The organism is Parabacteroides sp. CH2-D42-20 (assembly GCF_003670185.1).
GTDB lineage: Bacteria > Bacteroidota > Bacteroidia > Bacteroidales > Tannerellaceae > Parabacteroides > Parabacteroides distasonis.
The window spans coordinates 141,663-167,713 of record NZ_RAYG01000012.1; the positions used below are offsets into that span (position 1 = coordinate 141,663).

Consider the following 26,051-nt stretch of genomic DNA (forward strand, 5'->3'; position numbering starts at 1 on the left):
TTATTTCAATGCTTTAAGTTCCACGTTGTTCGAATCTCTCAATAGGTCGCCGGAGGCGTTGCGGAGGTACTCCCGCCTGCCTTCCTGCCGTACCGTCCGTATGACCTCCACGTTCCCGCCTCGTACGGTCCTGAAGGTCACCGTCCGGGAGCGATCCACGCCCTCGTTCACCGTTCCGGTCGAGAGGGTGGCCACGCCATCGCCGGTTTCCGGCAGGGCGACCGTGATATCGCCGCCCCCTTGGCCCCAGGGTATCGTGACGGTAGCCATCACTCCACCGTCCAGTCCGTGTTTGACTCCACGTTCACGGTCACCGGGTTGCCCTGGTAATCCAGCAGGATCTCGCCCTCCGCGACACGCAGGTAGGCGTCGCCGGCGGCCAGGGTCAACAGGCACACGTCCTGGTGCCCGCCGTCATCTGTCACGATGACCTGCCTCGTCTGCGGCTCGATCTCCTCGTTCGCCGGTACCGTCACGGCTATCGAGAAATCATACACCGCCAGTCCCCCGGGATCGCCCGCTATCGCCTCGCCGTTGGCCGTCAACACGCTGTTGGCCGTATAATTGCCGGGCAGCGTTATATCCAGGTCTCCCATGCCGAGGGAGAAGGTCAGCTTTTTTGAGTTGCTGACACCTGATATGGTGACCACCTTTCCCGTCTTCTCGCTCGCCGCCGTGTCCGCTATGTCCACGTACTCGGGCTTGCCCGCTTGCATGACCGTCCGCTGCACGTCCGGGCAGTTCACCGCCTTCCATGTCAATACCGTACTCCGGGCGTTCCGGCCGGTATGCTCCGCGTCCGACCTTACGCTTACCTCCTTGTCACCCGATCCTTGGGGCGGGGTGACCACCGCCCATGCCGCTTTCGCCATGATCTTTCGTATTTTTTATTTGTTAATCACTCGATTCTCCATTCCGTGTTCGACCTCACCCCGAACAGCGCGGGCATCTCATCGGTCACCCATACGGGCTCGTCGGGAGATACCAACAGCCACGCCCCGTAATCCACGCCGCAGACCTTGGTGAGCCTCGCGCCGACCCGGGCCATCCTACGGAGGGTGGCGCTCACGCTCCCGATCCGTTCCAGCTCCACCCGTACCGTCTCGATCCCTATGATCTCCGTCCTCACGCCGTCCGCCATGTTCGCGTCCGGGATCTCCACCCTCACCTGGCACTTGATCCGTCCGCCACCACCGATCCGGGCGGTGTCGAGCGTTACGACATAGGTGTTCTCGTCAATCCGGCCCATCCCGGACTTGGGGATCGTCGCCGTCCGGTTGGAATAGATGTAGAACAGGGCCTCGAACTCCACGTCGTCCATCGTGAGCCCGCCCGGCAGGTCGAGGCCCAGGGCGAACTTCATCTCCGTGCCGGTTATCGACAGGTTACTTTCATTCTTCATTGTCACGCCTCCTTTAATGTTATGTTCCGTATTTGCAGTACGCACGCCGAGATCGCCGTGAAGAGCAGTCCATCCCCCGAGGTGCTGTCCCGATCCGCCCTGAACTCCACCGAGAACGTCTTGTAGGACGCGCTCGCCTCCTCGCCATAGATGACATCGTCGGTATTGATGAAGTCAAAGCTATTGTCGCCGATCGCCGATATGATGTTCGTCGTCCCGGACGATGTCCTCGCCTGGAACGATAGCCGGTACCGGTGTCCCATCTCCAGCTTGCCGCCCATGCGTCCCTTGTTGAACATCACCTGGTCGGTATTGGCCTCCCCGCCGAACCGCAAGGTGGCCACGCCGCCGCTGACCGACTGGACGGAAGAGTTCCCGTAAGCGTTCCAATAGGACGTACTGGTGAGATCCGTCCCTTGCAGGATCTCGTCCCCGGTGACGGTGTACCGCTCGAAATAGGCCGTAAGGCTCTTGTTCGCGTCCATCGTGACCGTATGTCGCTGGTACCCGCCATCCGACCAGCGAATAAACCGCCAACCGCTGGCCTCCGTGGCGTTGACCGTCACCTTGGTTCCTTTCTCGTAGCTTCCCGCTCCCGTGACGGATCCGCCTCCCGATGGGCTGACCGACAGGGAAAGCGTGAACCGCTCGACCTGTATCTTGCTGAAATAGGCCGTGAAGGAGTTGTTGGGCTGCCCCCACGTGATCATGTGCCTGCGGCTCCCGTTATCGCTCCAGCGGACGAACTCGTACCCATCTGCCGGTATGGCCTCTATGTACTCGGACGTGCCGATCCGTTTCAGGTAGCCCCCGGCCTCCGGTACCGTCGTTCCGCCGCCTGTCGGGGAGACGGAGACGAAGCAGGTGAGTATCTCGTAATCCTGCTCGGCCACCCGCAACACCCCGTCATCGTTCGTGAACACCTTCCCGCTCCGGTTCAGGTCGTCCGCCGAGAAGGTCATGAACTTGCCGCTCGCGCTTCGCAGGGTAAGCGACCCGGGGGTCACCACCGCGCTCCTGCCGCCCTTGGACAGGTTAAGCTCCGGCGTGCCGTTATTGACGGATAGCCTCGCCACGTCGATCCCGTCATGGGTGATCCGTACGTACCCGTTCGACAGGATGAGCTCCGTGTTCGGCCCCAACGAGTGAAAGACCCCGTCCATTTCCACCGACCCGTCCGTGTGGATCTTGAACCGGTCGTTCACGTTCAGAGTATTCGTCCGGATCGCCTTGGCGATGAGCGCGGAGGTGATTATCAGGTCGGCGTTGATGAGCGAGGTGTTGATGCTGCCGCCCTTGATGACAGACATGCCCCGCTCCGCGTAATAGACCAGCTCCTCGTAATCCTTGTATCCCATCATCTTGGCGATGTCGTTCCGGTCTTTCAGCGACACCTCGCCGATCTGTTGGGACAGGTCGCTCTTGGACTCGTCTATCGCCTCCTGCTTGATCTTCCGTTGGATCGCCTTGTTCGCGTTCTCGATGGCCGTGGCGAGCGAGGCGTAGGCGTTGTTGAACGCCGCGAACTTGCTGTCCACGTTGTTTTTCTCCGTTGTTGTCGCCTTCCCGTCGGCGATGGCGGAGTTGATGGCGGCTATCAGGTTGGTCGTGGCCGTGTTGAGGCTGTTCTTCGCCGCGTACAGGACCGATTTTTCCGTGCCCGCAAGGAAGGGGTTCGCGTACAGGGTCGTATAGGTCGCGTCCGCCTCCCGCTTGGAGGCGTTTACCGTGTTGATATACTTCTCGATCGCCTTGGCTTCCGCCTCCGATACCAAACCATCGGCGAAGGCCCCGTCCACGTACCTGTTCAGGTCGCTCACCGCATCCTTGGCGGCGTTCGCGCCCTCCATGGCCTGCGAGGCCGTGTTGTTGGCCTCGTCCGCCGCCTTCCGGGCGTTGTCCGAGTAGCCTTTCAGCTTGTCCTGTATGGACTGGTTGGCCGTCTCCACTGCCGTTTGGAACTTGTTGTGGCAGGTCGTGAACGTGGCGTACCGGCTATCCACGTTGTTTTTCTCGGCGGTGGTCGCCTTCCCATCGGCGATGGCGGCGTTGATGGCGTTGACCAGCGCGTCCGTGGCGGAGAAGAGGGAAACCTTGGCGTTGTACAGCGAGGTCTTCGCAGAGCCCTCTAAATAGGGGTTGTTGTACAGTCCGTTGTAGGTGGCCAACGCCTGTTGCCGCTCGTTGCTCACCACGTTGACGTACTTCTCGATCGCCTTGGCCTCCGCCTCCGATACCAGCCCGTCGGCGAAGGCCCCGTCCACGTACCCCTTCAGGCTGCCTACGCTGTCCCGCACGTCCGATGCCTCCTTGCTCGCGTCGGCCGCCGCGTCCTTGGCCTCCCGGATCTCACGGTCGATGACCGTCATGTCCGGTGCGTCCGTCAGGTTCCCGAAGCCCGTGGATCCCGGCTTGATCACCATCTTGCCGGTGAACACGTTCTTGTCGGCGTTCGGCGAGATCACCGTCACCTCCTTGCCCGCCATCGAGTAGGAGTCGATCCCGGAATATAGCTTGATACAAGGCGCGTCATCGTCGTACGAGGAGAGGAACACCGCGTGCTGCCGGGCGGCGTCCGTCTTGTTACCGACGGTGACGATCGTGTCGCCGGCCCGCGGGATCATGCTGCCCGTGTCGCGATCCGTGGTGGAGAGGTCGATATAGTCTTCGCCGACATGGATCACCCGCCGCCAGTAATATTGGTTGCTGACGTTCTGGGAGGTGCCCTCCTTCACGTTGAACTCCCGGCATTGCGCCAGGTCGTCCACGGCGAACTCGTTCACGATCTCCCGCTCGCCGTCCGTTTGCTTGAAATAGCAACGGTAGGCGCGCTCGCCGCCATCCACGGCGGCACGCAGCCTGTCGTTCCCGGAATCGTACAGGATGGAGCCCGCTCTGTCGTGCAGGTCCTCGTACTCGGCCGATACCTCCTCCACGCGGATACACTCCATCGAGGCCGGCGACAGGACGATCCGTCCCCCCACGTGCGAGAGGCGCTTGATCTCCAACGTATCGAAGTAGGCCTTCAGCCGGATGTAGATCTCGTCCGCCTCGATGTACGACTTGCCCGTCTCCGGATCCCGTTTCACCACGAACCCGGAGCCGAACGGCCCGGCGGTGAAGTCTTGTGACTCGATATTGTCGGAGACCAGCCCGCCCATGAATCTCATGAGGTACCGGGTCTCGTCCGGCCTGTCCTTGCGCAGGAAGGTGGATATCGCCCTCAAGGCCGAGAATACGTTGTTGTCGGTGGGTACCGTATCGTCGCCGCTCCTGATGAGGTTGATCGCTCCCCCGGACTGGCTGAGCATCGGCAGGAAGGAGTCCACCTTCCGTTCGATGGATTCCCGCCATGTAGGGGTCACCGTGTCGGATATGTCGATCCGCATGTCGTAGGGATCGGCCAACTTCCGGGTGAACCCGATGATCCGGCTGTCCCGGTAGCCGGTGGAGGGGAAAAAGACCGGGTTATGCAACCGGACACGCTGTCCCAAGGAAACGTGGATCCCCCTTTTCTTGAGGATGATCGGGTCGCTGTCGCCACTGTAGACGGCGCTGTCCACGCTATATTTGGACAGGTAGGCATCGGCGGTCTCCCGCAGCTCTTCCTCCGCCAGCGTGTAATACTCGTCCGGCATCCGGATGTTGTAGAGGATATAGGTGTCGCCGGCTTCCGGGGCCATCACCCCGCCCGGGATCTGGGTGTTCTCGTCCGGGTATTGGTTGATCAGCTCGAACTCCTTTGTGGACGAGTCGTAGTTGACCTCGAGGTCATACCCGGATAGTTCCCCCGTCTGGAACACGACGCGCTTCGTCAGGCCGCCGATCTCGTGGTCGTTCGGGTCGAAGGGAATGTCCTTGTCCGTCACGTAGTAGACGCGGATCGTCTTCCCCTCGGATTCCCGCTCGATGGAGCGTACGCCGGATAACGTCCCGGTACGCCGTGGATAGATCCCCTCGAAAATCACCTCCCGCTCCACGATGCCGTACTCGGTATTCCTCTCCAGGAATCTCAACGGGGAAGGCAGGCGGAGGCGGTCGGAACCGTATCTGGAACGGTCGATGTTTCGGGTACTGCCCTTGGCGTAGAGCCGGGTGAAGAAACGCTCGTTCTCCTCGTCCCGCCGGCTCATGCCCAGCAGCCCGCCCACGACCGTACCGTCGGCTGCGTAGCCTAACCCCATCGACTCCCCGTGCTCGCACTTGCCCAGGTAGAGGCTCGTTCCGACGATCCACCACTCGGTCTCGAAGGTCTCGGCGATCCGGTTCAGGGCGGTGAGGCAATCGATCCCGTCGTAGGTCACGACCTTGTAGTCGGCCGCGATCACGCTCCCGATCCTCCAGTCCGTCGTTCCCTTGACGCGGTTGATATTGTCCACGATCAGTCGCAGGTGGGCCGCCGGGCCGTCCGTCAGCGAGAAGTCCGAGTCCATGTCACCGTCCGTCAGGAGGAAGCAGAGGGCCTTCGACAGCTCGCTCTCGATGCCCTGGAGGCGCAGGGAGTACTCATACTCCAGCGTGCTCACCTGGGTGGGGCACGGGACGGTGAGAAGCGTATATCGCTCCCCCTCGTAATCCACGTAATCGCCGATGTCGAAGGGTATGGCCTCCCACGTGGTGAAAGAGACGCTGAGCGCGTTGTCTCCCATCACCGCTTTCTGCTGCGTGGAGTTGTCGTCCGGACAGACTTCCGCGCGTAGGTTCCCCGATTTGTCGTATATCCTCAGTTCCATTCAAGTGTCGTTTTAATGCCGCTTCAACATCGTTAGAAATCCGGTTTCGGCTCGCGGAACTTGACCGTCCATATCGCCGCGAGCCTTCCGGTTGTCCGGAGCCGTGTCTTCATCACCGTCCCCGGACAGCTCAGGTAATAGAGCTTGTAGGTCTTCCCGATCTCGGAGACCCTCACGTTCAGGAGGCCGGATCTCAGGACCTCTATGAAACCCTTGTATTTTGTCCGGAACTCCTGCTCGTTGTCCGTGATCATGGCCAATCGCAGGGAGATGTCCCGCGCCTCGAAACGTACGTCCGATACGTCCGCCTCCTCGCCGTCCCGTTCCCGGTAATCGACCGTGGTGTGCCGCTTGGCGGGCGGCGGGGTCAGGAGCGCCGACAGGTTGTCGTACGTCCCGCCCCGGTCCTTGGCCAGGAACACGCCATAGTTCGTGTAGGCGTCCTTGTCGTTGATGAATAGCTTTCCTTCCCTCATGTCATTTGGTCCTAATTCCGTTTCTCAATATCTCCAGCAGCGTGTTGTCGATCCGTTCCAGCCTCCTGCAATAAGAGGTGTTCCGGGCGATCTCCTCCTGTAGCTCCAGCCCCCGGGACAGCATGGTGCGCATGTCGTAGGCGCACTCCTTGGTCTCGGCGACGTTTATCTGGATGGAGGTAAGCCTGCCGTTGGTCTCGTTGATGGAGTCCTGGCTGGCGATGGTATACGCGCCCGCCCTCGCCCGCTGGGTGAGGGTGGAGTCGATCCTGCCACCCGTCACCCGTTCCATGTCCTCCAGCTGGCGGGCCGCATCCTCGATGATCTTGTCGTACTGCGCCCGCAAGTCGGCGATGCCGCTTTCCGTAAGCCCCGCGCCGCTCGCCTCGGCGAACGACTCGTACCACTGCCGGAGAGGCTCCTCCAATGCCTTCATCTTTATTCCTTGAAGGACGGCGTTATTCAGCATCTCCTGGAAATCGTCGGCGAAATCCTTGGCGGAGCGTTTGCCCTCGGCGAAGCCCCGTATGATACTGTCAGCGATACTGTCGGTGGTGGTACCGGTCAATACCTCCCGCATGGACTCCTCCTGGTCATCCAGCATCCGGTCGATATCGGCTCCCTCGTCCCTCAGCGCGCGCAGCTGCTCGAACAGCTTGGCCACCTTCTCCTCCAGCTTGCCCTCGGTATAGAGTTTCTCGATGTCCTCGTAGCTCTTCCCGGCGAGGCTGGCGTACTCGTTCCACGTCTTCGCCTTCCGGAACCAAGTGCCGTGGCGGTAGCCTACGCCGCTGATATATTGTTCTCCCTGTATCTGTGCCAGCAACCGGTCGTACTCGCTTCCGGATGCCCGCCGCTGCCGCTCCAGCTCCCCGGAGATCCGCTTGTTGTAGGCCAGCGTCGTCTCGCCGATCTCTTGCTGGGTACGCAGCCGCTCCCGGAGCAGCCGCTGGTACTCCAGCTCGCCCGTGATGGCCTCGTCGTAATATTTTTGTTGCTCCTCCCGGGCCTGCCGGTTCATCTCCTTGACCTGCCTGCCCATGGAGAAGATCTTGCCGATCCCGCCGATCACGGAGGTGACCCCGCCGAGGATATCCCCCTTGGCGATCTTGGCGGCCCCGCTTACGAGGCCGGACAGGGCGGAGGTCAGCTCCGCCACCTGTCCGGCGGCGTATCCTGCCTCGTCGCCGAGGATGTCGCCGATACCGCCGGCTATCGTGTCGAGGTCGGCTGTCAGGGATTGTACGGAGGTATCCATGCCCTCTAACGCGGCGGCCATGCCATCCCTGTCACCTTTCCCGATGGACTCCAGCAGCCTCTTCCAGTCATCCCGGATCGCCTTGAATGGCGAGCGGGAATGGATGGCCTCCTCCAGCCGCTTGATGGCGTCCTGGTATTCCTTCACGTTCCTGGGATCCCACGCCGAGGTATTGACCTCCCGGGCCTGCTTGAGCAAGGCTTCCAGCGAGGGCGTCGCCATCCTGTCAAGGTCGCCGAACAGCCTGTCCCACAGGCCGGATCCTTTCAGCTCCTCCATGGAGAGGTCGGACAGGTTCTTTTTTAAGGTTCGTCTCGCCTCCTCGATGGCCGCGTCGATGGCCTCGGCGTTCGCCTCCGTCCGTTGGGCGGTGAGGTAGGCCACGTCCTCGTTGTATCTCTTCTCTAATTCCAGCCGTTTGGCCGTGTGGTCCTGGTATTGCCGCAATGTCTTCTCCAACAGGTCGGCCTCCGCCTTCTCCCGGGCGGTAGCGGCGATGGTGGCGGCCTCTTCTAACTTCTTGCGCTGGGACTCGGGGAGCTGGGATACGGAGGAGGTCGATGGCCGGAACGACAGGCCCTGTCTCTTCCAGTCCGGGTTGTCCTTCTCCCATACGGCCCGCTCGATCTCCTGTTGGGCCCGCACGTATTCCTGTCCCTTCCGCTCGACCTCGTCGATCCTCCGGTCGTAGTCCAGCCGGATCTGCTCCAACTCCTTGTCGGCGCCCTCCCGCATCAGGCCGATCCGTCGCTGACGGAGATCCAGTTCCGCGTCCTTCTCCTTTTCCGCCAAGGCCTCCTTTTGCCGCTCGATCTCCCGTTCCCGCCGGGCGGTCTCCGCCTTGAGGGCGTTGGCCGCCTCGATCTCCCTCCGCTCATCGCCTTGGGCCTTCTCCGGAGAGCGGGAACCTTTTCCCTCTAACGTGTTGCTCTGCCGGAGCATCATGCGGCGGGAGGCATAACGTTGCGCCTCCAGGCGGTTCACCTCGGCGAGGGCTTCCGCCTCGGCGCGGAGGTCGGCCTTGTTGGAGTTGGCCAGCGCGTTCTGCGCCTTGGTGATCTCGTATTTCTCCTTGGCGATCGCCTGTTCCTTGGCGAACAGATCATCGGTCAAGCGGATCGCCTCCTTCAACGCCTTGGAGCGTTCCGCCTCCGGGAGGCTCATGTCGTAGGCCTTATCTCTAAGCTCACCGATACGGGCCTCCATGCGGCTGCGTTCCACCAAGAGGTCCCGTTCGGCCACGTCGAGGGCGTTCCTGCGTTTCCGCAACTCGACCGACTCCTTGATCTTCTCATTGGTATCGGCCATCCACGCGGAGGCCTTCCGTCCGGCATCCTCGATACCGGTCAGGCCCTGCGCCCAGGCGTTGGAAAAGTCGGCGATCCCTCCCTTGAGATCACCCGTCAATATCTTCCAGACCGCCTCGCCCGCCTTGCCGATGGCACGGAGGCGGTTCATCAGTTGCCCGGAGAGGAAATTGGCCAGATCAGATAGTGCCTTCTTCGGTTCGGTAAAGGCCTTGTAGAGCCATTCGCCCACCTTGTCCACAACGTCCAGCAGACTGCCAAGCACTTGGTTGAACGCCGCCGTGGCGACCGCCAACGCGTTCTCGCCCTCCTCGGTACGGTGGAACCAGCTGTTTACGGCGGCCAGGCCGGCGGCGATGGCGGCGAGCGCCATGCCAAGCGGGGTGGCGATAAAGGCGAGAGCCGCCTTGGTCACTTTCCCGATGGCCGCCGCGGTTTGGCCGAGCGGGCCGGGAACGGACTCCAGTTGGGTCTGGAACTGTCTCAAGCCGGAGGTAGCGCCACCGACGTCACTCTCCAGCCCGGAAAGCTCTTCTTTTAGGGATCGTATTTTTTCTTGCAACTCCTGTCCGGCGGCCGATTCCCGTTCGGCGGCGGACATCTTGCGCCACGCCTCCTCCATCTTCCGGAGGGAGGAGTGGAGGGATTCGATGCTCCCCTCGGCCATCCGTTCCCGCTCGATGGACTCCTGGAGTACCTTGATGTTTTCTTGGATTCCGGTACGGAGGTCGGTTTCCTGGATGGCGAGCTTCGCCTTGCCCTCGGCGTACTGGAGGGTCGTGACCGTACCGCGGGCGAACCCCTCGTCCAATGCCTTATTGGCCGCGTCAAGCTGGCGGAGGCTGTTGATGTCCTCTTGGATGCTGACCGCCAGCCGCTGGTTGCCCTTGCTCATGGAGGCGAACGCCTCGTCGCTGTCGGCGATCAGGCGCTGGTAGGTCCGCGCGGACTCGTTGCGCAAGCCCGCTATCCCTAACTTCACCCGATCGACCTCCTCGGCGAGGTTGCCGCGGAACTCGAATGTCACGTATAAAGGTTCGTCCACCATGAACTGTTGAATTATGAATTTTGAATTAGGAGAGGCCGAAGAAGGCTAATTCCTCCTCTTCCGTCTCAAGCATTTCCTCTTTATCTCTCTTCTTGCGCATCCGTCCTTGGTCGTTGATCATCGTGAGGATGACGCACCAAGGGATCTTTCGCATCACCTCGTCGTAGGTGAACGCCCCGGAGGCGATCAGCGCGTAGATACGTCCGAACGGGCTATGGGGAGGCTCGTATTCCTCCCTTAACTCCCTTTCCTCGGTTGGCTCTCCGTCGTCGGCGCCATCAGGTTCATCGTGGCGAGCGAGGAGATAGTGTTCATAAAACCCTCCGGGGAGGCCAAGAGCAGGATCACCTGCGCCAATTCCGCCATCCCCCGCATCGTCATGTGGCAACGGAGGTACCAGGCGAGCGGCCGGACCAAGAGGCGGCAAAGGAGGCCTTCGCCCACCATCCCCTCGGCGATCACCCGGGAGACCCGTTTGCCGTTGCGGGCGATACATTCCAAGGTCGTGCCGAGATCGCCCGCCCTCAGTTCCTTCAGGTCGAGATCCATCCTACAGAAGATCGCCGCCATCCGGCAAAGGGTCTGCGCCTTCGGGAAGGGGACACCGTAACGGATCGTCTTCCTCCCCGACTTCCGGAGCAACCACGGGGCCGGGAGGTTGACGGTCAGCCGCCGATCCAGCAGGGCGTCGGCGGCGTGGGATTCGATGGTTCGCTTCTCCATACGGGCTTACGCTTTAGGTTCGCCCAACTTATAGATGGCGTACGGCCCCTCGTTCTCTCCGATCGGGGCCAGCGCCTTCGCCGTCACCTCGATCTGGGCGATGTCGGTGCGGGTCAGGTTCCATACGAACCGGGCGGTCACCTGCGCGTTCGGGATCTCGATCACCACGCCGTGCAGGGAGATCGCCCGCACGGCCTTCCGCACCGTCACGATGTCACGGGGGGCTTGGTATTTCGTCACGTTGTAGGTCTTCCCGTCGATGGTCACGTCCTCGGGCTCCGATACCGTACCGCCGAAGGTCTCCTTCAAGGTGTCGTTGTCCCATTCCAGGAAGTTCAGCTTGATCTGCTTCAATCCCGGCTCGTTCCCGATGCTCTCCACCGGGGCGGCGGGCTCCTCCTCGCAGTAAAAATCGGTGGTCGTATCGGCCTCGGTGGTGAAGGAGGCCGTCCCTTTCATGGTACGTGCCAACTGTTTCATCGTGTCGGGCATACCTCCGGCCGGGTTCACGTCACCGAACTGGGCGACCTTCAGGCCTATGGATCTTGTCTTGTTTTCTGCCATGATCTTTTGAATTATGAGTTATGAGTTATGAATTATGAGTTATGGGGGATGGTTTCCCTTTTTTCGTTTTCTATGTGTCCAGAGGAGGGCGGCGATAAGTCCTGTCAGAACGCCGCTCGAATACCATTTGAGGCGTGTTCGAACGGGCGTGGGCGATGGGACTTTTATCTCTTTCCTCGTGGAGGCTTGTTCCCGTTGGGCGGACAGTCGCTCCTCCAGCTCATAGACCAGCTGCTGGAGGCTGTCGCATTCGGCATGGACGACCAGCGTCCCGTCCTTCACCGTGGCCGAAACCGTCGCCCGTCCGTCCCGCTCTTGATAGATGGCCCCGCCGGGGAGCCTACGGAGGCTGTCCAGCGGAATCCGGAGCGTCGCCCGGCTTAACGGGATTGTCACGGGGGTAACGTACCCCCTTCTGCTCCATAGGAGATTGTCGATTACGTTGGTAGCGGTAACTTTCCTTGTACTCTTGCAACTTGTTACGAGCGGGGCAAGTGTCATAATGCTTGCAACGCACCAGCTTGTACAGTGCCTCCTCCAATGCCGCCAACCGCTCCAGTATGTCCCTGTTCTTGTCATATAGCTCAATGATCGTCTCGTTATCGCGGGCCGCCATGTGCCGGGACACGTCATCCTTGTCCATCCGGGCTTTCTGGCGGCTCACCTTCAGGTTGATCAGCCAGTTCACCAACCCGACCAGTCCGCCGGATCCAATCATGGCCAAGAGCGTGTTCCATTCCATGTGGTTACGAATTATGATTTATGATTTAACTGTCCACTGTTAACTATCCATTGTCAGCTCCTTCAGCCACTTCTGCACATCAAACGACGGGCAGGCTTTTGCCGCCAGTTCGTTGTGCCCGACAATGAGGACCGAGGGGAAGCGGCGGTGGAAGTCCCTCACGTAAGCAGCGAGGGCTTTCCGCTGCGCCGCCGTCCGGGTGTCCTTGGGAGTCTTGCCGTCGGAGGCGACGCCGCCGACGTACACGATGTGCCGGGCTGTACTATTATGCCCTTTTGCCCCATTGGTAATCTCCCAGGGATCGACCGTGTCGTCCTCGTTGTTGGCCACCAGCCGTTCCACCGTCCCGTCCAGGTGGATCATGTCCGTATAGCCCACCTGCTTCCAGCCGCGGCCGCCTTCGCTGGGCGGGGCCGTGTGCCAACGGCGGATGTCGTCTGCCGATACTTCGCGGCCGGGAGGGGTGGCGGTGCAGTGGATGACCAATAACTTGAGTCGTGCCATGACAAATTATCCTATGCCGGAAGTTGCCAGTTCCGCATACGCATTCCCGTCCCACATCAGGGTAGTCACCTTGGAGGCAGCACAGTTCGCACCGCCGACAGTAGCGACGGCTGTTCCTTCATTGCGGACAATCAGGAGCGACCCTGCTTGAACCTTCGTTTCCACCTCAATGGTTTCTGCGGCTGCCGGAGCGACAGTAACCAATGCCGGATTGGCATCATGCACGATGCCGCTCTCCTCGACCTTCCGTTCTACAGCTACCGGGAACGGTACTGTCACAAGGCGTTCGCCTTCCTCGTTGTAAGGGGCGTAGAAATCGAAGCTCCTACGCGATTTCATATTGACGTAACTCATTGTCGTATCTGTTTTTGAATGTGAAACATTATGCCTTCGGCGAATAGATGGCTCCTAAATATTTGCCGGTTACCGGAGTGGCGACACCACGCATATTGAAGCCGACCACGTCACCACGGTATTCAGGATCGTTCAGGCGGTAATACATATCTACCGTACCACGGGCACGGGCCACGGCCTCCTTGTAATAGAAAAGCGAGGAAGGAGCGTCCGTTGCCGCTACCGCCGCATTCCAAGGGGCTTTCTGGCCTGTCGTACCGTTGTACCTCGGAGTAAGGGACGAACGGACTACGGTAAAGGAGAACAATTTGTTCTCGTTATAGAATGCCTTATACATGTTCAAGTCCTGCATTCTAAGGTCCATAGCATGTAGCGGGTTAAGGATCAAGATACGACCTTCGGTCGGTACTTCCAGCTCATCGAAAGCCAGTTCCATATCCATTACCATCTCGTAGGTCATGGCTTTGTAGCCACGGGCGTTCTTTGCCCCGGTAGCGGCTTTCACCGGGGTGAAATCGCCGTTCCCTGCCGGTGCCCAATTGAAGGCGGCCAGACGGGCAAACTTCTGCCGAAGTGAATTGCGGTGCCCCTCGGTCACGCTTTGGCGTTTTTCCGCGGACTCCTCGATCTCGATAGCGTTGATATGTACCGTGTTCTCGGTATCGAAACGCTTCAGCATGATCTCGTGCGGAATGTCGGTACGCGTCACGATAGGAATCGGATACAGCTCGTTGTCGATATACACCTCCGGATCCACGCCGGCCTCCTGCAAATTCAACTTGTTGTTATCCACCCAAGCGTCCAGGCTCTTCGAATGCGTGAGGAACGAGTCCGAGGGGTAAAACTTCTCGATGATCTCAGGAATCCAGATCTCGCGGTTCAGTCCTTCAGCGAGGCATCCGGACAGGTTCAGAGGGATCAGGGACAGCCCCGTCTGTACGGCGAACATCGCCCCGTGGCTGACTTCCAAGCAGGAGGCGAAGGCTTCGCTTGTCAGGGCATTGAACAACAATGCCGTAATCAATGAAATAATAAATTTCGTTTTCATTCTCGATCGTTTGTTTTATAGGGTTTATACTTGTTTTCAGGCAGGGTATTTGCCGTATGCCTCGAAAAACTTCTGTTTGTAGAGCTCCCCGTCTTTTTTCAATTCTTTCAGGCGGTCCGCCTTGACGATTTCGGAGAAGGTCATGTCGGCGAGTTTCACGCTGCCCGTACCGCCCGGAGAAGAGGTCTGTATCTGCTTCGTCACGCTGGCACGTGGCGGGATTGCGTCAAGCTGTGCCTTGGCACGCTCAAAGTCGGAGTCGAACATACCGATCCAGGCATCCTTGCCCTTAGCGTCCAGACGACCTTCCTTGATCGCTTTGTCCACCAAGGCGACCGCGGAAGCCTTGCGCTCATCCCTTTCCTTTTTCTCGAAGGCTTGCACTTTGGAGGACAACGCCTCTTTCTCTGTTTTCAGCGTGGCGTTCTCCGCATGGAGCTCGTCACGGAGCCGGATAATTTTCCGGACCTCGTCGGCAATGGCCTGTTCGCTCGCATTGTCCGACAGTTTCAGTAAACCTGTTAAAATTGTCATTTGCGTTTCATTTTTATGTGATACATGGATACCGGAAGCGGTATCGAACAGTTTGATCAATGTGCCTTTGTCGTTCAGGTCCATCCGGTTGTTCTCCTTGTCGTACAGGGCCAGCGCGTTGTGGTTGCTCCCGATGGTGCAGATGGAGGCTTCACGCACTGTCCAGGTGACCATGGTCGGATAGGTCTGTCCGGGCAACATCAGCGACGGGTCGTCCGAGCTTTTCCCCGGCCAAGCGCCTATGCTGGCCGCCTTCAGGAACCCGCGTTCCACTTTGCCCATGACGGCGGCAGCCCTTTCGTCGTCTTCGTCAAACACGGCATCGGCAAGTATCCGGGTTCCCTCGATACGGATGTTCTCCCATCGGCCTATCGGAAGATCCCAGTCGTCATGGTTGAGCAGCATGACCGGGTTGTTCTCGAATACGGACAGGTCGGCTCCGGATGTCAGCATGCGGAATCCTTGCGTATTGACGGTCTCATCGTGTAATATGAATGTCTTTTTCGGCATCGTCTTTTTGATTTTCCACCCCAAAGTTGCGGGATAAAAACGAACTGAAAAAATCACATTGTAACGGTTACGTCCAATAAGAAGTTTGTTTACATCTACTTGTATCGTAGCACTTTGTGATTATTTCATCCGGAAAATCACACGTACTTTTGAGGGTGCGAATCAGCAAAATATAGATGAGTATGGGTACGGATTTAAGCATAAAGCAAAAGAAGGAATGGGCAAAGATGCTCTACCTGAAAGAACACCTGACACAGGTGGAAGTGGCCGAACGTGTCGGGGTCAGCAAACAGACGCTTTGCAAATGGGTGAAAACGGAAAAATGGGAGGAACTAAAGACTTCCGTCAGCCTGACACGCGAGGAACAGCTGGCTAACCTCTACCGGCAAGTAGCTGAAATCAACAAGGCCATCGCCAGTCGTGAGGAGGGGGAACGGTTCGCTACCTCCAAGGAGGCCGACACGATCAACAAACTGGCCGCCGCAATCGAGAAAATGGAAAAGGAGACCGGGATCGCCGACATCATCAGCGTATCCAAGGGCATCCTCGACTGGATACGCAAGACGGACACGGACAAGGCAAAGGAACTCAGCTTTTATTTTGACGCATATATAAAGGACAGGCTTAAATGAAACCACTTAAAACCATAGACAAGCAGGCACTCGAAGATTGGGACGCCTACCTGAAGTCCATCCGCAAGGATACGGCGGTCGATCTGGATATGCCCTACGAGGAAAGGCAAAAGCGGTTGACCTATCTGGAGAAACATCCGTTGCTCTGGATCAAGGAGATGTTTCCCAACTATGCCAAATATGAATTTGCCTCCTTCCATAAAAAGGCCATAAAACGGTTGATCTATAGTCCCAAGAACTGGTACGAGGTTTTGTCTTGGGCACGCGAGCTGGCCAAGAGCACGGTCGTCATGTTCGTTGTCCTCTTCCTTGTACTGACCGGGAAGAAACGGAACATCATCCTCTGTTCCAACAGCCTCGACAACGCGATCAAGCTGCTTGCCCATTACCGGGCGCAACTGGAGGCCAATCAGCGCATCCAGTTTTATTACGGGGATCAAAAAGGATTTAAATGGACGGAAGACAACTTCATCACCAAGGGGGGAGCCTCCTTCATGGCAGTCGGTGCACGGCAAAGTCCGCGTGGAGTAAAGATCGAGGAGGTACGTCCGGACACGATCCTCGTGGATGATTACGACACCGACGAGGAGTGCCGTAATCCGGAGATCGTGAACGACAAGTGGAACTGGTTCGAACAGGCGTTGTATTTCACCCGTTCCTTCTCGGAACCCCTGCTCACGATCTTTTGTGGGAACATCATCGCCAAGGACTGCTGTGTGGCACGGGCCGGTAAGAAGGCACTCGAGCTATCCCGTCGGGAGAACCCGATCGGGAACTGGGACATCATCAACCTGCGCATGGTGGACATCAATCACCCAGATCCCAAGAACGATTTCGCCTACGGGACCTCCGTCTGGCCGGAGAAGAACGATGAGGAGACGATCGACGATGTCCTTGCACAGGTGAGTGCCGCCAGCGCGCAAAAGGAATGTTTCAACAATCCGGTGACGGAAGGCTGCTATTTCAAGGAGATCAAATGGGGACCGGTACCGCCGCTCCACAAGTTCCCGTTCCTGGTCAGCTACGGCGACCCGGCCCCGTCAAACAGGGTATCGGGCAAAAAGGGCGTGAAGAAGCTCAGCTCTTACAAGGCCAACTTCCTGATGGGCGTATTGGACGGCAACCTCTATGTCATTACCGGCTACCTGGACCATGTGAAGAACGAGGAGTTCGTCAATTGGTATTATTACCTGCGCGATTATGTGGCCGACCGGACGCAGGTGTACAACTCCATCGAGAACAACAAGTTGCAGGACCCCTTCTACGAGCAGGTGTTCGTCCCGCTTTTCCAGAAGAAGTGGGAAGAGACCGGGTACATCATCCCCATATCGCCCGACCTGCGCAAGAAGCCGGACAAGTTCGTCCGTATCGAGGGCAACCTGGAACCCCTGAACCGGGCAGGGCGCATGATCCTGAACGTCGCCGAGAAGGACAACCCCAACATGGCACGCCTAGAGGAACAGTTCCTCCTTTTTGATGACGGGCTACCGGCACCGGCCGACGGCCCCGACGCGATAGAGGGAGGGTTCTTCATCTGCCAGCAAAAGGCAATGGCGGTCAAGGCGGGAAGTTGTACCGTCGGAACACGCCACAGGAACAGGAAAAGATATTAACTCCCAAAACATACATCAAATCATGGCATTTTTGACAATACAGGAATTAAATACCCATCTGCATGACGAACTGGTCGAGACCATCACGCGAGGAGACGCTACCATAGCGGAAGCCGCCATCGACGCGGCGATAGCCGAGGCGAAAGGCTACCTGACACGTTTCGACTGCACACGTATTTTCTCCGCTTCAGGAAGCAAGCGAAATCAGTTGCTATTGATCTTCGTCAAGGATATCGCCATTTGGCATCTCACCAACCTGTGCAATGCCGGGACGGAACTTCAGTTCCGGCAAGACCGCTACGAGAGGGCTATCGATTGGTTGAAGGCTGTCCAGCGGGGCGATGTATCGCCCGACCTGCCCGATCGAGAAACAGAAGAAGAAACGGGAAGCAACACCCCGATCGGCCCTATTGCGTATGGAAGCAATCCAAAGCGGTGCCAACATTTTTAAAAGACCGTTAGAACGCTGTTTAAACGGCCGCACAATCAAACGAAAATAAAAAGACGAATCATGGCAAAGAAAAAAAACAAAGTGGCCGTAAAAGGCGCAGATTCGGTCGTGACTAGACAACGGCCGGTCTATACTGAAATATTGGTCCGCCCCATTCACCGGGGGGTGAACGACATCGGTTCCTGGCGGAGCGCCCTCCGGTTGGCGGACTTGGGGAACCGGACGAAACTGTACGACCTGTTTACCGACCTCTTGATCGACGGTTACCTGTCGGACGCCATCGACAAACGCATCGACGCGGTGACGGACGCGGACCTCGCCTTCACCATCGACGGAAAACGCATCGACGAGATGGACGCGCTGATGGACACGCCGGAGTTCGAGTCGCTCCTGCGCGAAATCATGCTCTCGCGCTTCTGGGGCGTGTCGCTGGTCGAATGCATGTTCCTGGACGGGTTCGGTTTCAAGTCCATCCCGCGCAAGCATATCCGGACGAAAACCAAGGAGGTCGCCATCCGGGAAGAGGATGAACACGGGATTCCATACGCGGGAAACGACCTGATTATACAGTTCGGGCAGGACGACGACTTCGGCATCCTCCTGCGTGCCGCCCCTTTCGTCATATACAAGCGGGGAGGCTTCGGCGACTGGGCGCAGTTTGTCGAGCTTTTCGGCATGCCCCAGCGTATCGGGAAATACAGCAGCATGGACGAACAGAGCCGCCGGGCGCTTATCCAGGCGTTCGAGGAGGCCGGGTCGGCTCCCTACTTAGTTATACCCAAGGAGACGGAAGCCACGCAGACGACACTTAGCAACTCCGGGAACGGCGCCCTTTACAACGATTTCCGTGGTGCCTGCAACGAGGAGATACTGATCACCGTCTTGGGACAGACCATGACCACGCAAGACGGCAGCTCGCTCGCGCAGGGGCAGGTCCACATGGCCGTGCAGGAGAAGAAGCACCGGGCGGACCGCCGGTTTGTCGAACGGATGTTGAACAAGTATTTCGTCCCGCTCTTAGAGAAACGGGGGTATCCGGCCGGTGGCGGCAGGTTCAAGTTCCTGGACAAGGCGCAGGAGATTTCCGTGCAAGAAACCGTCCTGCTCTCCGACATCCTGCCCATCCCGCAGAGCTACCTGTACGAGAAATACAACATACCGCAGCCGGAAGGCGACGAGGCCATCGCACGGAAAGAGCAGCACCCCCAATTCGTGTTGCCTCCGGAACAGGATGATCCGGACGACCCGGAAGGGAAAGCGGCCGCCATCCGGAACAACGATCGGAACTGGCTCCTCCGTCTTTGGGATTTTTTCGCAGGAGCCCCGCAAGCCGGGGCGACCGATGGCAAAGCCCGCATCCGCCTCAGTGACGACACGATGCAGAACCGGATTATCAACCGGGTGGCGGACAATGAGGGAAAGGCACTGTTCGACGCGGAACTGTTCCGTTTCTTCGCAGACGACTTCGTCCGTGCCGTCGGCAAGGGACGTTCCAAGGTGGTCGGGCTTGCCGATACCGGTTTTACATACGGGACACGGGACGACGCTTTCATCACCTCGATGGAGATGAACGTCTTTCACTTCTCCGCCGCCAAGACACTGGCGGAGCTTCAGGAACTGAACAGCCTGTTCCGGGAAAGCGGCAGCTTCGAGGAGTTCCACAAAAAAGCCTTGCAGACGACGGACGTATTCAACAAGCGGTGGCAGCAGACCGAATATGAGACGGCGATCCTCACCGCCGAGTCGGCAAGCAACTACCAACGGCTGGTCGGGAAGACAAAGCTTTTCCCTTATTGGAAGTACAAGACGGCCGGGGACGACAAGGTGAGGGAGGAACACCGGAAACTGGACGGTCTGGTCCTTCCGGCCAATGATCCAAGGTGGGACAAAATATTCCCGCCGAACGGGTGGAAATGTAGATGCTACGTTGTCGCCCTTATGGGGCATGAGGTAGAAAATCTGGATTTGAAAACGGAACAGGATCGTTGTGACAACTATTTCAACACGAAAGAGTGGAAACAGGTCGAGGCGCAGCACTGGGACGTGAACCGGGGAAAGACAGCCGAGGTGTTCACCCGCAATCAGATGTACATACAACAGTTCCCGGACAAAGCCTACAAACTTGTCGGCAACCTGTATTATAACGACTACGGGCTGGATTCGTTCGGCAAGAAACTGGCCGAAGCCACAACTGAAGCCCCCGCAGCATTTGAAGGGAGAAAAGAGGATTGGCTGTCCGAACACAAATGGATAGTAGATTACAAAGGACGTCAAGTGGAGATGACGGAAAAGGTGTTCACGCGCCATACATCCGGAAAGTACACAAAGACACGGGTACCTTTGTTGGACTGCATACCGGACGTGTTGGCCCATCCGGACGAAGTATGGATAAACGATTATGTAAAGCCGAAGGATTTCCGAAACATGAACTTTATCAAATTCTATAAAGAGAAGGTCATCAATGTCATTTGCGATGTGACAGACGCAAAAACCTACCGGATTGCCACTTGGTTTGAAATCTATCCAAACGCCAAGATTGCGGATAAGACGAAGAAAAGTCGTAGGATTGACCCACGTTGGAGATACAGAAGAGGATTGTTGATAAAAAAATCGCGGGAATAAGTCCTTGCGTCCGTCCGCCGACTGGGATACGCCACACGTGACGTTTCCGCCTCGCCGGATTGGATAGCCGGTGCCAGATTCCCACTTCGGATTGATTCCTTCAGGGCTTTCTTATTCAATATTCGACTCTCGTGCCCCCGTCATCCGCAAGGTGCTTGCAGTTGATAAACGTCCTGAAAAACTTCTTGGTACAAACATATAAAATATTTCAATATGAACTTCAACGAGTTGGAAAATTATTTAAGCTCCCTGCCGGACAAGATACTGGACGATGCCGCTGAGATCGTGGCCGAGACCGCTACTTCTTATTATAAGGAGCGTTTCCGCGAGAAGGCTTTCGACGGGAATCCGTGGGCGCCGGCAAAGGTCCCGCGCCGGAACGGGTCGCTCCTGATCGACAGCGGAAACCTGATGGGCAGCATCCGCCCGGCATACGTCGGGCGCGACAAGGTGGTCATATCCGCCGGCAACGACAAGGTGGACTATGCCAAAGTCCACAATGAAGGGTTCACCGGCCGGGTAACGGTACCCGCCCATGTGCGCCATACCTCCAAATACGGGAATGTAGAGGTAAGAGAACACACCCGCCAGGCGAACATACCGGCACGTCCTTTCATGGGGCGGTCGGACGAACTTGCGGAAGAGATACACAAGCGGCTGGAAGGATATATCGACACATTAAAATAACAGTTTATGAACAAAGACATCTTTGTCGCGCTATGCGACCGTTTGGAAAAGAAGGTTCCACCCCTCCGCTGGATCGATGAAGACCTGGGGCAGTTGAACGTGGGCAATTCCACGCGGCCGGCGGTGGATTTCCCCTGTTGCCTGATCGACATCGAGTATTCCGGTTGCCGGGACCTGACCGACCTGTGCCAGTTGGTAGATTTAAAGATCACACTCAAATTAGCTTTCCCCTACCAGGGGGAATCATACAGCAAGGCGCCTGAAAAGGTAAGGGAAAAGGCGTTGGACCGTTATGCCGTCGTCAGCGAAGTGCATGATTGCCTGCAAGGGTGGACGGCGGATGAGATGTTCTCGCCGTTGAGCCGCCGGAGCGGACGGCCTTCCGTCATGGCCGGTGGCATCAAGACGTACACGCTCGTCTACGGCACCACCTTTGAGGAATACCAATAAAAAAGCGGGGTGACAGATGCCCCGCTTTTCAGTTTTCCCAGTTACGATACGGGTATTCCTTTTTCAGTTCCCGTATATCTTTCTTGCCTTTGTACAAACCGTCCAGGTAATCACCGAAGTCAAGTAAGGCGTTGCTGATCGTGCGCTCCTCCACATGGAACTCCTCCGACAGGATGCGCATCACGTCGTCAAAACGCCTCCGGCGTATTTCCGTCCAGTAGTAATAACGGGCGATCAGCTCCCGGTTACGCCTGTACACATGCTCCTGCCGGCTGGTCTTGCCTCCCGCCGCCTGCACGGATACGCGGGTGCGCCTGTGCCTGATGCCCTCGCCTTTGGTCTCGACGTCCAAATTCAATTCGTACTGCTGTTGCATGGAATCTTCCTATTTAATGCAAAGATAATCAAAACAAACAACATAAGGAATGCATACCTTCACCCTCTTTTTGGCTTTTTTACTTGTTGTTACTATATTTGTGACTAATAATTTAAAAACTATATTATTATGTGCAAAGAAGTTTACATAACGTATTTCGATTTATTGGGATTCAAAAAGTTTATTGAAAAAAATGACGAAAAGCATATAGACACACGTATGGGACATATTTTTCGAGACATAGAGTCTTCTCTTACTCTTAATAATATGAAACATAGTTCCATTGATCCCAATATTGTAATTCCGGATCTTGCCCAAGCCAAAGTAAATTGTGTAAACATATCAGATACCATTATATATTGGACAAAAGATTCAAGCATTGATTCCTTGTATAATTTGTTTTTAGTTTCATTCCTATATAATCAATGTTGTAATTTAGACAATTTTCCTGTTAGAGGATGCTTAACTAAGGGTTCTCTTGGACATGTTATGGGAAGTTTCAGGTCTACTAACAGTTCTTTATATGCTGTACAATGTCCCTACGGAAAAGGGCTTGTAAAGGCTCACGAAAAAGCTGAATCTCAAGAATGGGCAGGTACAGTTATCGATCAAGATGTAATAAATGATTTAAAAAACAGCCAATACTCAAAATCATTCGAGACTTATTGTTTACAATATAATGTTCCATACAAAAATGAAAATACTGTTTCTCAAGAATACGCTTTCAAATTGATTAAAGAAATAAATAATGAAGTACATCTTTCTAATCTTAAGCATTGCGTTAAATCCAGATTTTCAGCAGATAATAAGCCTGTAAATAATGAGTCTGTAAAAAGGAAAATAGACAATACGTGTGATTTTTTGGACTATTGCTACAAAAAACAGAATCAAAAATCTGAGGACTGATTTTTGGCTAAAACTGATATGTTATCAGATAAAAACAAATCCACTTCCCGACAGGGAGTTGTTCCCCAACGTCGGGAGGTGGATTGTAATTATTGTCCTGATTCCAATTTTTGCAACCGTTTCAAGTGATAAGCCACCGCTTCGAAAAACTCAAGGCTCCTTTTGCTTTGCCGTTTGGCATCCCGGCTTCTTAATCGGGGAAGACGTTCTTTGATCGCTTCCGCTGTCCCTTCTGCATCCTTGATGCATTGGGAAACACTGGGCACAAGCCCCATCTGTTTTGCTAACTGTTCCATATTTATGCTTTTAATTGATATTAAACCCTTCCGACTGTTCGCAGAAATCTGCCAGTATTTCTATCTTATGTAAGAACTCTTCAGCCGGTGGTTCAGCTTTTTCCCCTAACATGGATTTAATCCTGATTTGTCCCTGTTCCGACAGTTGATCCCATTCTTCCTTCAACGCTCTTTTTACAGAGACATACCCCCTAAAGAGCCTCGCCATGATACAGGCTTCTTCTTTTGTGACTTCAAACCCGTCATTACTTACCGGACTGCCATCTTTCCGGGAACCGTCATAAATATATTTCCCCGGAGAGAATGTATGGTTCCCATAGCCGAACAGGTAGCAAGCACCGGTTTCGTTCAGTATGACGGGCCATGTGAATATCATTCCGTTTTTACTATCGACCCCTTCTTTCTTTGGTATCAAATCATATCCCATAACCCAATCCTTTCTCCGGCACGTATGCCGATACATACGTTGTTACTTCACACGATACGATCACACGCCCGGAACCTTTGCATTGCGGGCAGGTTGTATCCTCTTTCGCTCCTTTACCTTCGCATACCTTGCAAACCACGATATGCGGTGGTATTATTTTCTCCCGTTTGGGTAACAGCCCGTCCGTCTTGTCCGGTCGGTCCGCTTTTCTTTTGAATCTGTTTAAAATGTTGTCCATCTGTTTACATGTTTGTTTTATGATTCATAATCCGCTTCCCATTCCAACGTGACCACCACTTTCACCTTGCCAGTCCCATCGCAAAGATCGCAGGGGATGAAGGTGCGTTGGTTGTGCCCGGCCATATCCGGAAAACCGCCTTGCCCGCTGCAACGGGGGCAGGCGAAGCCGGATGCGTATCTCGTTTCCGTCCGCGCTCCGTGCGGGTCCGGTTTGATTTCCAGCATGTGTTTTATTTCACTCATACTGTTCTCCTTTCTTCTTTAAAATAAACTTGGCTCCTTTGATTCCTTGATATACTCCAGCAGGATGTAATCCAATTGCTGCGTTTCCCAGTTGATGCCGGGGCGGTGCTTGTAAAGCGACTTGATCAGCCGGCGGCACTCCCCCGGCAACAGGCCGGTGTCGAGCTTCGACATTGTACGGTTGATCTGGTCGAGGCGGATGGTGGCGGCGTACATGATTTTCGCGTCGCCTTTCCACACGCCTTTCAGGTAGACATGCTTGATCGCGCCGATGGCGTTCTTCACCGGCTGGTGCAGGCGGATCGTCGTGAAACAGTCGCAGTTCAGTTTATTGTTATAGTTCTCTTCAAATTCCAATCGTTCGTCCATGACTTTGTAATATTTTCCTGTTTGTTGTTTGCATTTGAAGCAATAGGCCATCCACTTGCCCGAAGTCCTCACCACCCGGCTCACAGTGTAACGGAAGCCGCAGGGGCAGACGTAGATCCAACGGCCGGGGGTGAGGGTGGCGGATTTTACCTTCATGCCTCCGTCATTCCCAATGGTATCGACACCCAGGCGCCGTTGCCATCCTTGACTTCGGCACGGATGAACTGTTTGCTGATGGCGGGCTGGTAGGCCTCCTCGATGATCTGCACGCCTTCCATGAAACGTTCCGAGCCGGTCTCCTCTGCGATCTTGCGCAGCTGGACGACACGGCTTGCCTTCAACGTGCCTTTCACGTCACGGGCCAACAGGCGGAGCACCATCTTCACGAGGGCTTTCGTCTTTTCGTCACTGGCAAGCCCTTCGATATACTCCTTCACGATGGCGATGCCGTCTTCCACCGTGTCACGGTAGCCGTCGGTGGTGTAAACGCCGATAGTGATACGTTTGTTCCCGTCCGAGTGGGTAAAGGTGTCCGAACGCTGGCCGTCCTTTTTCAGTTTCAATACATCCGACTTCATGTCGATCACATGACGGAATCTGTTCAGTACACCGCTTTTCACGGTTTTGATGCAGTCACTGGTCGCTTGTAGGTCCGGTATCACATCTTCGATGGTCTCGTCCACCAGTTCCTTGTAGGCTTCACGGTCACGCTTCGCCTGTTCCTTGGCTCGCTTGGCGGCCTGTTCTTCTTTGAACGCTTCAAATTCAATCTGTTCTTCCAAGGTCATTTCGACTGTTTGTTTTGTTGCTTCCATTTCGTTGTCTGTTTTTGATTGTTACACATCTGTTTATTTTGTATCTCTTTGTATTTCATATATTCCCGGTGGAGGTAGGCGATCGACTGGTCCAGTTTATCGATCTCCTCGTCCCACTCCCGCAGCAGCCGGCGTTGCGCCTCCATGTCCTTCACCGGCCGAGTGATAAGCATATCGACCAGGAAGTCGCGCTCGCCTTTCAGGTAGTCCAGACGGCGGTGCAGCCGTTTGCCCTGTTCCTCGATTTCGTCGAGTTTGTCTTGTAGAGGGATGTAACGTGCCATTGTCAATCCTCCTCCTTTTGTTTCCGGCGGATAGCGCGAATCTTCTTCAATAGTGCCTCCAGTTCCTCGTAATCGAGCCGGTTAAACCGTTTGCCGGCGATCCGTTTGTCGAGGCAATAAGCATCGACCCTCTTCCAATCGGCGGTATCGACACCTAACAGTTGCATCTGGTGGAGCACGGCCGACCGCTTGCTTTTCAGGATACGCATGACTTCGGTCTCTTCAGCGCGTGTCAGCTTCTCTATTGCACGGATGGCTTCGTTGTATTCGTGGAGCGACATTTTGCGCAGGCTGTCGGTGCGCCCGTTCGTGAACTGAAGCACGATCTCTTCTTTGCTCGCTCCCGGCATCTGTTTCAGCAGGCCGTAGAAAGCGGCGTAGTTGTCGGGCTTCGCGTAGCCTTGTTTGGGTTTCATTTGTATTACTTTCATAGATTT

31 protein-coding genes are annotated in these 26,051 nt (G+C 56.2%); 8 read left to right on the forward strand and 23 right to left on the reverse strand.

Translation table 11 applies throughout. The features are described 5' to 3' along the window. The 9 genes from D7V92_RS09480 to D7V92_RS09515 all read right to left on the reverse strand — a co-directional run bounded on the left by D7V92_RS09480 (position 1) and on the right by D7V92_RS09515 (position 11,511). Positions 1–195 carry a hypothetical protein gene (locus D7V92_RS09480; protein ID WP_147441520.1) on the reverse strand — a complete coding sequence of 65 codons (195 nt, stop codon included), beginning with the start codon at positions 193–195 and terminating at the stop codon, positions 1–3. A gap of 74 nt (positions 196–269) precedes the next feature. Continuing rightward, positions 270–872: a hypothetical protein gene (locus tag D7V92_RS09485; RefSeq protein ID WP_121735265.1), complete on the reverse strand. Its 603-nt coding sequence runs from the start codon at positions 870–872 to the stop codon at positions 270–272. 26 nt (positions 873–898) lie between these two features. Further along, entirely contained in the window at positions 899–1,402 is a 504-nt protein-coding gene (locus tag D7V92_RS09490) for a hypothetical protein (protein WP_121772775.1), read from the reverse strand. Between the two features lie 2 nt (positions 1,403–1,404). Then, a complete protein-coding gene (locus D7V92_RS09495; protein ID WP_121735262.1) occupies positions 1,405–6,135 on the reverse strand; it encodes a carbohydrate binding domain-containing protein in 4,731 nt (1,576 codons plus the stop codon). 32 nt (positions 6,136–6,167) lie between these two features. Next, entirely contained in the window at positions 6,168–6,611 is a 444-nt protein-coding gene (locus tag D7V92_RS09500) for a hypothetical protein (protein ID WP_121735261.1), read from the reverse strand. A gap of 1 nt (position 6,612) precedes the next feature. Then, entirely contained in the window at positions 6,613–10,224 is a 3,612-nt protein-coding gene (locus D7V92_RS09505; protein WP_121772776.1) for a hypothetical protein, read from the reverse strand. A gap of 25 nt (positions 10,225–10,249) precedes the next feature. Beyond that, positions 10,250–10,381: a hypothetical protein gene (locus D7V92_RS22625; RefSeq protein WP_255420296.1), complete on the reverse strand. Its 132-nt coding sequence runs from the start codon at positions 10,379–10,381 to the stop codon at positions 10,250–10,252. Between the two features lie 80 nt (positions 10,382–10,461). Continuing rightward, positions 10,462–10,947: a hypothetical protein gene (locus D7V92_RS09510; protein WP_121735259.1), complete on the reverse strand. Its 486-nt coding sequence runs from the start codon at positions 10,945–10,947 to the stop codon at positions 10,462–10,464. 6 nt (positions 10,948–10,953) lie between these two features. Continuing rightward, positions 10,954–11,511, reverse strand: coding sequence for a hypothetical protein (locus D7V92_RS09515; protein ID WP_121735258.1), 558 nt, complete (start codon positions 11,509–11,511; stop codon positions 10,954–10,956). A gap of 27 nt (positions 11,512–11,538) precedes the next feature. On the opposite strand from D7V92_RS09515, the gene D7V92_RS21975 reads away from it, so the two are divergent. After that, a complete protein-coding gene (locus D7V92_RS21975; protein ID WP_147441521.1) occupies positions 11,539–11,895 on the forward strand; it encodes a hypothetical protein in 357 nt (118 codons plus the stop codon). Here the strand turns inward: D7V92_RS21975 and D7V92_RS09520 are convergent. The 5 genes from D7V92_RS09520 to D7V92_RS09540 are packed head-to-tail and all read right to left on the reverse strand — an operon-like array spanning position 11,852 to position 14,867. Next, the gene (locus D7V92_RS09520) at positions 11,852–12,253 is read right to left on the reverse strand and encodes a hypothetical protein (RefSeq protein WP_121735257.1); all 402 of its coding nucleotides are present in this window, start codon (positions 12,251–12,253) and stop codon (positions 11,852–11,854) included. The two genes, D7V92_RS21975 and D7V92_RS09520, sit on opposite strands and share 44 nt — an antisense overlap. 39 nt (positions 12,254–12,292) lie before the next feature. Beyond that, a complete protein-coding gene (locus D7V92_RS09525; protein WP_121735256.1) occupies positions 12,293–12,757 on the reverse strand; it encodes an N-acetylmuramoyl-L-alanine amidase in 465 nt (154 codons plus the stop codon). 6 nt (positions 12,758–12,763) lie between these two features. Then, positions 12,764–13,096, reverse strand: a complete 333-nt coding sequence (locus D7V92_RS09530) for a hypothetical protein (protein ID WP_230319759.1) — start codon at positions 13,094–13,096, stop codon at positions 12,764–12,766. 43 nt (positions 13,097–13,139) lie between these two features. Continuing rightward, positions 13,140–14,159, reverse strand: a complete 1,020-nt coding sequence (locus D7V92_RS09535) for a hypothetical protein (RefSeq protein ID WP_121735254.1) — start codon at positions 14,157–14,159, stop codon at positions 13,140–13,142. Positions 14,160–14,195: 36 nt separating this feature from the next. After that, positions 14,196–14,867 carry a hypothetical protein gene (locus D7V92_RS09540; RefSeq protein WP_233572825.1) on the reverse strand — a complete coding sequence of 224 codons (672 nt, stop codon included), beginning with the start codon at positions 14,865–14,867 and terminating at the stop codon, positions 14,196–14,198. Positions 14,868–15,385: 518 nt separating this feature from the next. On the opposite strand from D7V92_RS09540, the gene D7V92_RS09545 reads away from it, so the two are divergent. The 6 genes from D7V92_RS09545 to D7V92_RS09570 all read left to right on the forward strand — a co-directional run bounded on the left by D7V92_RS09545 (position 15,386) and on the right by D7V92_RS09570 (position 21,658). Further along, on the forward strand, positions 15,386–15,835 hold the full coding sequence (locus tag D7V92_RS09545; RefSeq protein ID WP_121735303.1) for a helix-turn-helix domain-containing protein: 450 nt from the start codon (positions 15,386–15,388) through the stop codon (positions 15,833–15,835). Next, on the forward strand, positions 15,832–17,448 hold the full coding sequence (locus tag D7V92_RS09550) for a hypothetical protein (protein WP_121735252.1): 1,617 nt from the start codon (positions 15,832–15,834) through the stop codon (positions 17,446–17,448). Before D7V92_RS09545 ends, D7V92_RS09550 begins: the two co-directional genes overlap by 4 nt. A gap of 22 nt (positions 17,449–17,470) precedes the next feature. Then, positions 17,471–17,899, forward strand: a complete 429-nt coding sequence (locus D7V92_RS09555) for a phage protein Gp36 family protein (RefSeq protein WP_121772777.1) — start codon at positions 17,471–17,473, stop codon at positions 17,897–17,899. Between the two features lie 441 nt (positions 17,900–18,340). Then, a complete protein-coding gene (locus D7V92_RS09560) occupies positions 18,341–20,521 on the forward strand; it encodes a DUF935 family protein (protein ID WP_233572826.1) in 2,181 nt (726 codons plus the stop codon). Positions 20,522–20,734: 213 nt separating this feature from the next. Further along, positions 20,735–21,208, forward strand: a complete 474-nt coding sequence (locus D7V92_RS09565; RefSeq protein WP_121735249.1) for a phage virion morphogenesis protein — start codon at positions 20,735–20,737, stop codon at positions 21,206–21,208. Positions 21,209–21,214: 6 nt separating this feature from the next. Further along, positions 21,215–21,658 (forward strand): hypothetical protein, encoded by a 444-nt coding sequence (locus D7V92_RS09570; protein WP_121735248.1) that lies wholly within the window; start codon positions 21,215–21,217, stop codon positions 21,656–21,658. Positions 21,659–21,686: 28 nt separating this feature from the next. Here the strand turns inward: D7V92_RS09570 and D7V92_RS09575 are convergent, their stop codons facing one another. Beyond that, complete coding sequence (locus D7V92_RS09575; RefSeq protein ID WP_121735247.1) at positions 21,687–22,034, reverse strand: hypothetical protein; 348 nt, start codon at positions 22,032–22,034, stop codon at positions 21,687–21,689. A 129-nt stretch (positions 22,035–22,163) separates the two neighbouring features. Here D7V92_RS09575 and D7V92_RS09580 point away from each other — a divergent pair, with 129 nt between their 5' ends. Further along, positions 22,164–22,940 (forward strand): hypothetical protein, encoded by a 777-nt coding sequence (locus tag D7V92_RS09580; RefSeq protein ID WP_121735246.1) that lies wholly within the window; start codon positions 22,164–22,166, stop codon positions 22,938–22,940. Positions 22,941–23,029: 89 nt separating this feature from the next. Here D7V92_RS09580 and D7V92_RS09585 read toward each other — a convergent pair whose 3' ends face one another. The 8 genes from D7V92_RS09585 to D7V92_RS09620 are packed head-to-tail and all read right to left on the reverse strand — an operon-like array spanning position 23,030 to position 26,045. Beyond that, positions 23,030–23,236, reverse strand: coding sequence for a hypothetical protein (locus D7V92_RS09585; RefSeq protein WP_233572827.1), 207 nt, complete (start codon positions 23,234–23,236; stop codon positions 23,030–23,032). Between the two features lie 10 nt (positions 23,237–23,246). Next, on the reverse strand, positions 23,247–23,663 hold the full coding sequence (locus tag D7V92_RS09590; RefSeq protein ID WP_121735245.1) for a hypothetical protein: 417 nt from the start codon (positions 23,661–23,663) through the stop codon (positions 23,247–23,249). Then, on the reverse strand, positions 23,653–23,901 hold the full coding sequence (locus D7V92_RS09595) for a hypothetical protein (RefSeq protein ID WP_121735244.1): 249 nt from the start codon (positions 23,899–23,901) through the stop codon (positions 23,653–23,655). Before D7V92_RS09595 ends, D7V92_RS09590 begins: the two co-directional genes overlap by 11 nt. 17 nt (positions 23,902–23,918) lie before the next feature. Then, entirely contained in the window at positions 23,919–24,146 is a 228-nt protein-coding gene (locus D7V92_RS09600; protein ID WP_147441522.1) for a hypothetical protein, read from the reverse strand. Positions 24,147–24,164: 18 nt separating this feature from the next. Next, positions 24,165–24,671, reverse strand: coding sequence for a hypothetical protein (locus D7V92_RS09605; RefSeq protein ID WP_121735242.1), 507 nt, complete (start codon positions 24,669–24,671; stop codon positions 24,165–24,167). Continuing rightward, on the reverse strand, positions 24,668–25,330 hold the full coding sequence (locus D7V92_RS09610; RefSeq protein WP_121735241.1) for a DUF3164 family protein: 663 nt from the start codon (positions 25,328–25,330) through the stop codon (positions 24,668–24,670). The genes D7V92_RS09605 and D7V92_RS09610 overlap by 4 nt, the downstream gene beginning before the upstream one ends. Next, positions 25,300–25,620 carry a hypothetical protein gene (locus D7V92_RS09615; protein WP_147441524.1) on the reverse strand — a complete coding sequence of 107 codons (321 nt, stop codon included), beginning with the start codon at positions 25,618–25,620 and terminating at the stop codon, positions 25,300–25,302. Before D7V92_RS09615 ends, D7V92_RS09610 begins: the two co-directional genes overlap by 31 nt. Beyond that, positions 25,617–26,045, reverse strand: a complete 429-nt coding sequence (locus tag D7V92_RS09620) for a hypothetical protein (RefSeq protein WP_233572828.1) — start codon at positions 26,043–26,045, stop codon at positions 25,617–25,619. Before D7V92_RS09620 ends, D7V92_RS09615 begins: the two co-directional genes overlap by 4 nt. Between the last annotated feature and the right edge of the window lie 6 nt (positions 26,046–26,051).

Excerpts from the sequence above, each read along its gene's own strand:
- D7V92_RS09485 (WP_121735265.1), bottom strand. The coding sequence starts at position 872 with ATGGCGAAAGCGGCATGGGCGGTGGTCACCCCGCCCCAAGGATCGGGT.
- D7V92_RS09490 (WP_121772775.1), bottom strand. The coding sequence starts at position 1,402 with ATGAAGAATGAAAGTAACCTGTCGATAACCGGCACGGAGATGAAGTTC.
- D7V92_RS09495 (WP_121735262.1), bottom strand. The coding sequence starts at position 6,135 with ATGGAACTGAGGATATACGACAAATCGGGGAACCTACGCGCGGAAGTC.
- D7V92_RS09500 (WP_121735261.1), bottom strand. The coding sequence starts at position 6,611 with ATGAGGGAAGGAAAGCTATTCATCAACGACAAGGACGCCTACACGAAC.
- D7V92_RS09505 (WP_121772776.1), bottom strand. The coding sequence starts at position 10,224 with ATGGTGGACGAACCTTTATACGTGACATTCGAGTTCCGCGGCAACCTC.
- D7V92_RS09510 (WP_121735259.1), bottom strand. The coding sequence starts at position 10,947 with ATGGAGAAGCGAACCATCGAATCCCACGCCGCCGACGCCCTGCTGGAT.
- D7V92_RS09515 (WP_121735258.1), bottom strand. The coding sequence starts at position 11,511 with ATGGCAGAAAACAAGACAAGATCCATAGGCCTGAAGGTCGCCCAGTTC.
- D7V92_RS21975 (WP_147441521.1), top strand. The coding sequence starts at position 11,539 with ATGAATTATGAGTTATGGGGGATGGTTTCCCTTTTTTCGTTTTCTATG.
- D7V92_RS09520 (WP_121735257.1), bottom strand. The coding sequence starts at position 12,253 with ATGGAATGGAACACGCTCTTGGCCATGATTGGATCCGGCGGACTGGTC.
- D7V92_RS09525 (WP_121735256.1), bottom strand. The coding sequence starts at position 12,757 with ATGGCACGACTCAAGTTATTGGTCATCCACTGCACCGCCACCCCTCCC.
- D7V92_RS09530 (WP_230319759.1), bottom strand. The coding sequence starts at position 13,096 with ATGAAATCGCGTAGGAGCTTCGATTTCTACGCCCCTTACAACGAGGAA.
- D7V92_RS09535 (WP_121735254.1), bottom strand. The coding sequence starts at position 14,159 with ATGAAAACGAAATTTATTATTTCATTGATTACGGCATTGTTGTTCAAT.
- D7V92_RS09540 (WP_233572825.1), bottom strand. The coding sequence starts at position 14,867 with ATGGTCACCTGGACAGTGCGTGAAGCCTCCATCTGCACCATCGGGAGC.
- D7V92_RS09545 (WP_121735303.1), top strand. The coding sequence starts at position 15,386 with ATGGGTACGGATTTAAGCATAAAGCAAAAGAAGGAATGGGCAAAGATG.
- D7V92_RS09550 (WP_121735252.1), top strand. The coding sequence starts at position 15,832 with ATGAAACCACTTAAAACCATAGACAAGCAGGCACTCGAAGATTGGGAC.
- D7V92_RS09555 (WP_121772777.1), top strand. The coding sequence starts at position 17,471 with ATGGCATTTTTGACAATACAGGAATTAAATACCCATCTGCATGACGAA.
- D7V92_RS09560 (WP_233572826.1), top strand. The coding sequence starts at position 18,341 with ATGTTCCTGGACGGGTTCGGTTTCAAGTCCATCCCGCGCAAGCATATC.
- D7V92_RS09565 (WP_121735249.1), top strand. The coding sequence starts at position 20,735 with ATGAACTTCAACGAGTTGGAAAATTATTTAAGCTCCCTGCCGGACAAG.
- D7V92_RS09570 (WP_121735248.1), top strand. The coding sequence starts at position 21,215 with ATGAACAAAGACATCTTTGTCGCGCTATGCGACCGTTTGGAAAAGAAG.
- D7V92_RS09575 (WP_121735247.1), bottom strand. The coding sequence starts at position 22,034 with ATGCAACAGCAGTACGAATTGAATTTGGACGTCGAGACCAAAGGCGAG.
- D7V92_RS09580 (WP_121735246.1), top strand. The coding sequence starts at position 22,164 with ATGTGCAAAGAAGTTTACATAACGTATTTCGATTTATTGGGATTCAAA.
- D7V92_RS09585 (WP_233572827.1), bottom strand. The coding sequence starts at position 23,236 with ATGGAACAGTTAGCAAAACAGATGGGGCTTGTGCCCAGTGTTTCCCAA.
- D7V92_RS09590 (WP_121735245.1), bottom strand. The coding sequence starts at position 23,663 with ATGGGATATGATTTGATACCAAAGAAAGAAGGGGTCGATAGTAAAAAC.
- D7V92_RS09595 (WP_121735244.1), bottom strand. The coding sequence starts at position 23,901 with ATGGACAACATTTTAAACAGATTCAAAAGAAAAGCGGACCGACCGGAC.
- D7V92_RS09600 (WP_147441522.1), bottom strand. The coding sequence starts at position 24,146 with ATGAGTGAAATAAAACACATGCTGGAAATCAAACCGGACCCGCACGGA.
- D7V92_RS09605 (WP_121735242.1), bottom strand. The coding sequence starts at position 24,671 with ATGAAGGTAAAATCCGCCACCCTCACCCCCGGCCGTTGGATCTACGTC.
- D7V92_RS09610 (WP_121735241.1), bottom strand. The coding sequence starts at position 25,330 with ATGGAAGCAACAAAACAAACAGTCGAAATGACCTTGGAAGAACAGATT.
- D7V92_RS09620 (WP_233572828.1), bottom strand. The coding sequence starts at position 26,045 with ATGAAAGTAATACAAATGAAACCCAAACAAGGCTACGCGAAGCCCGAC.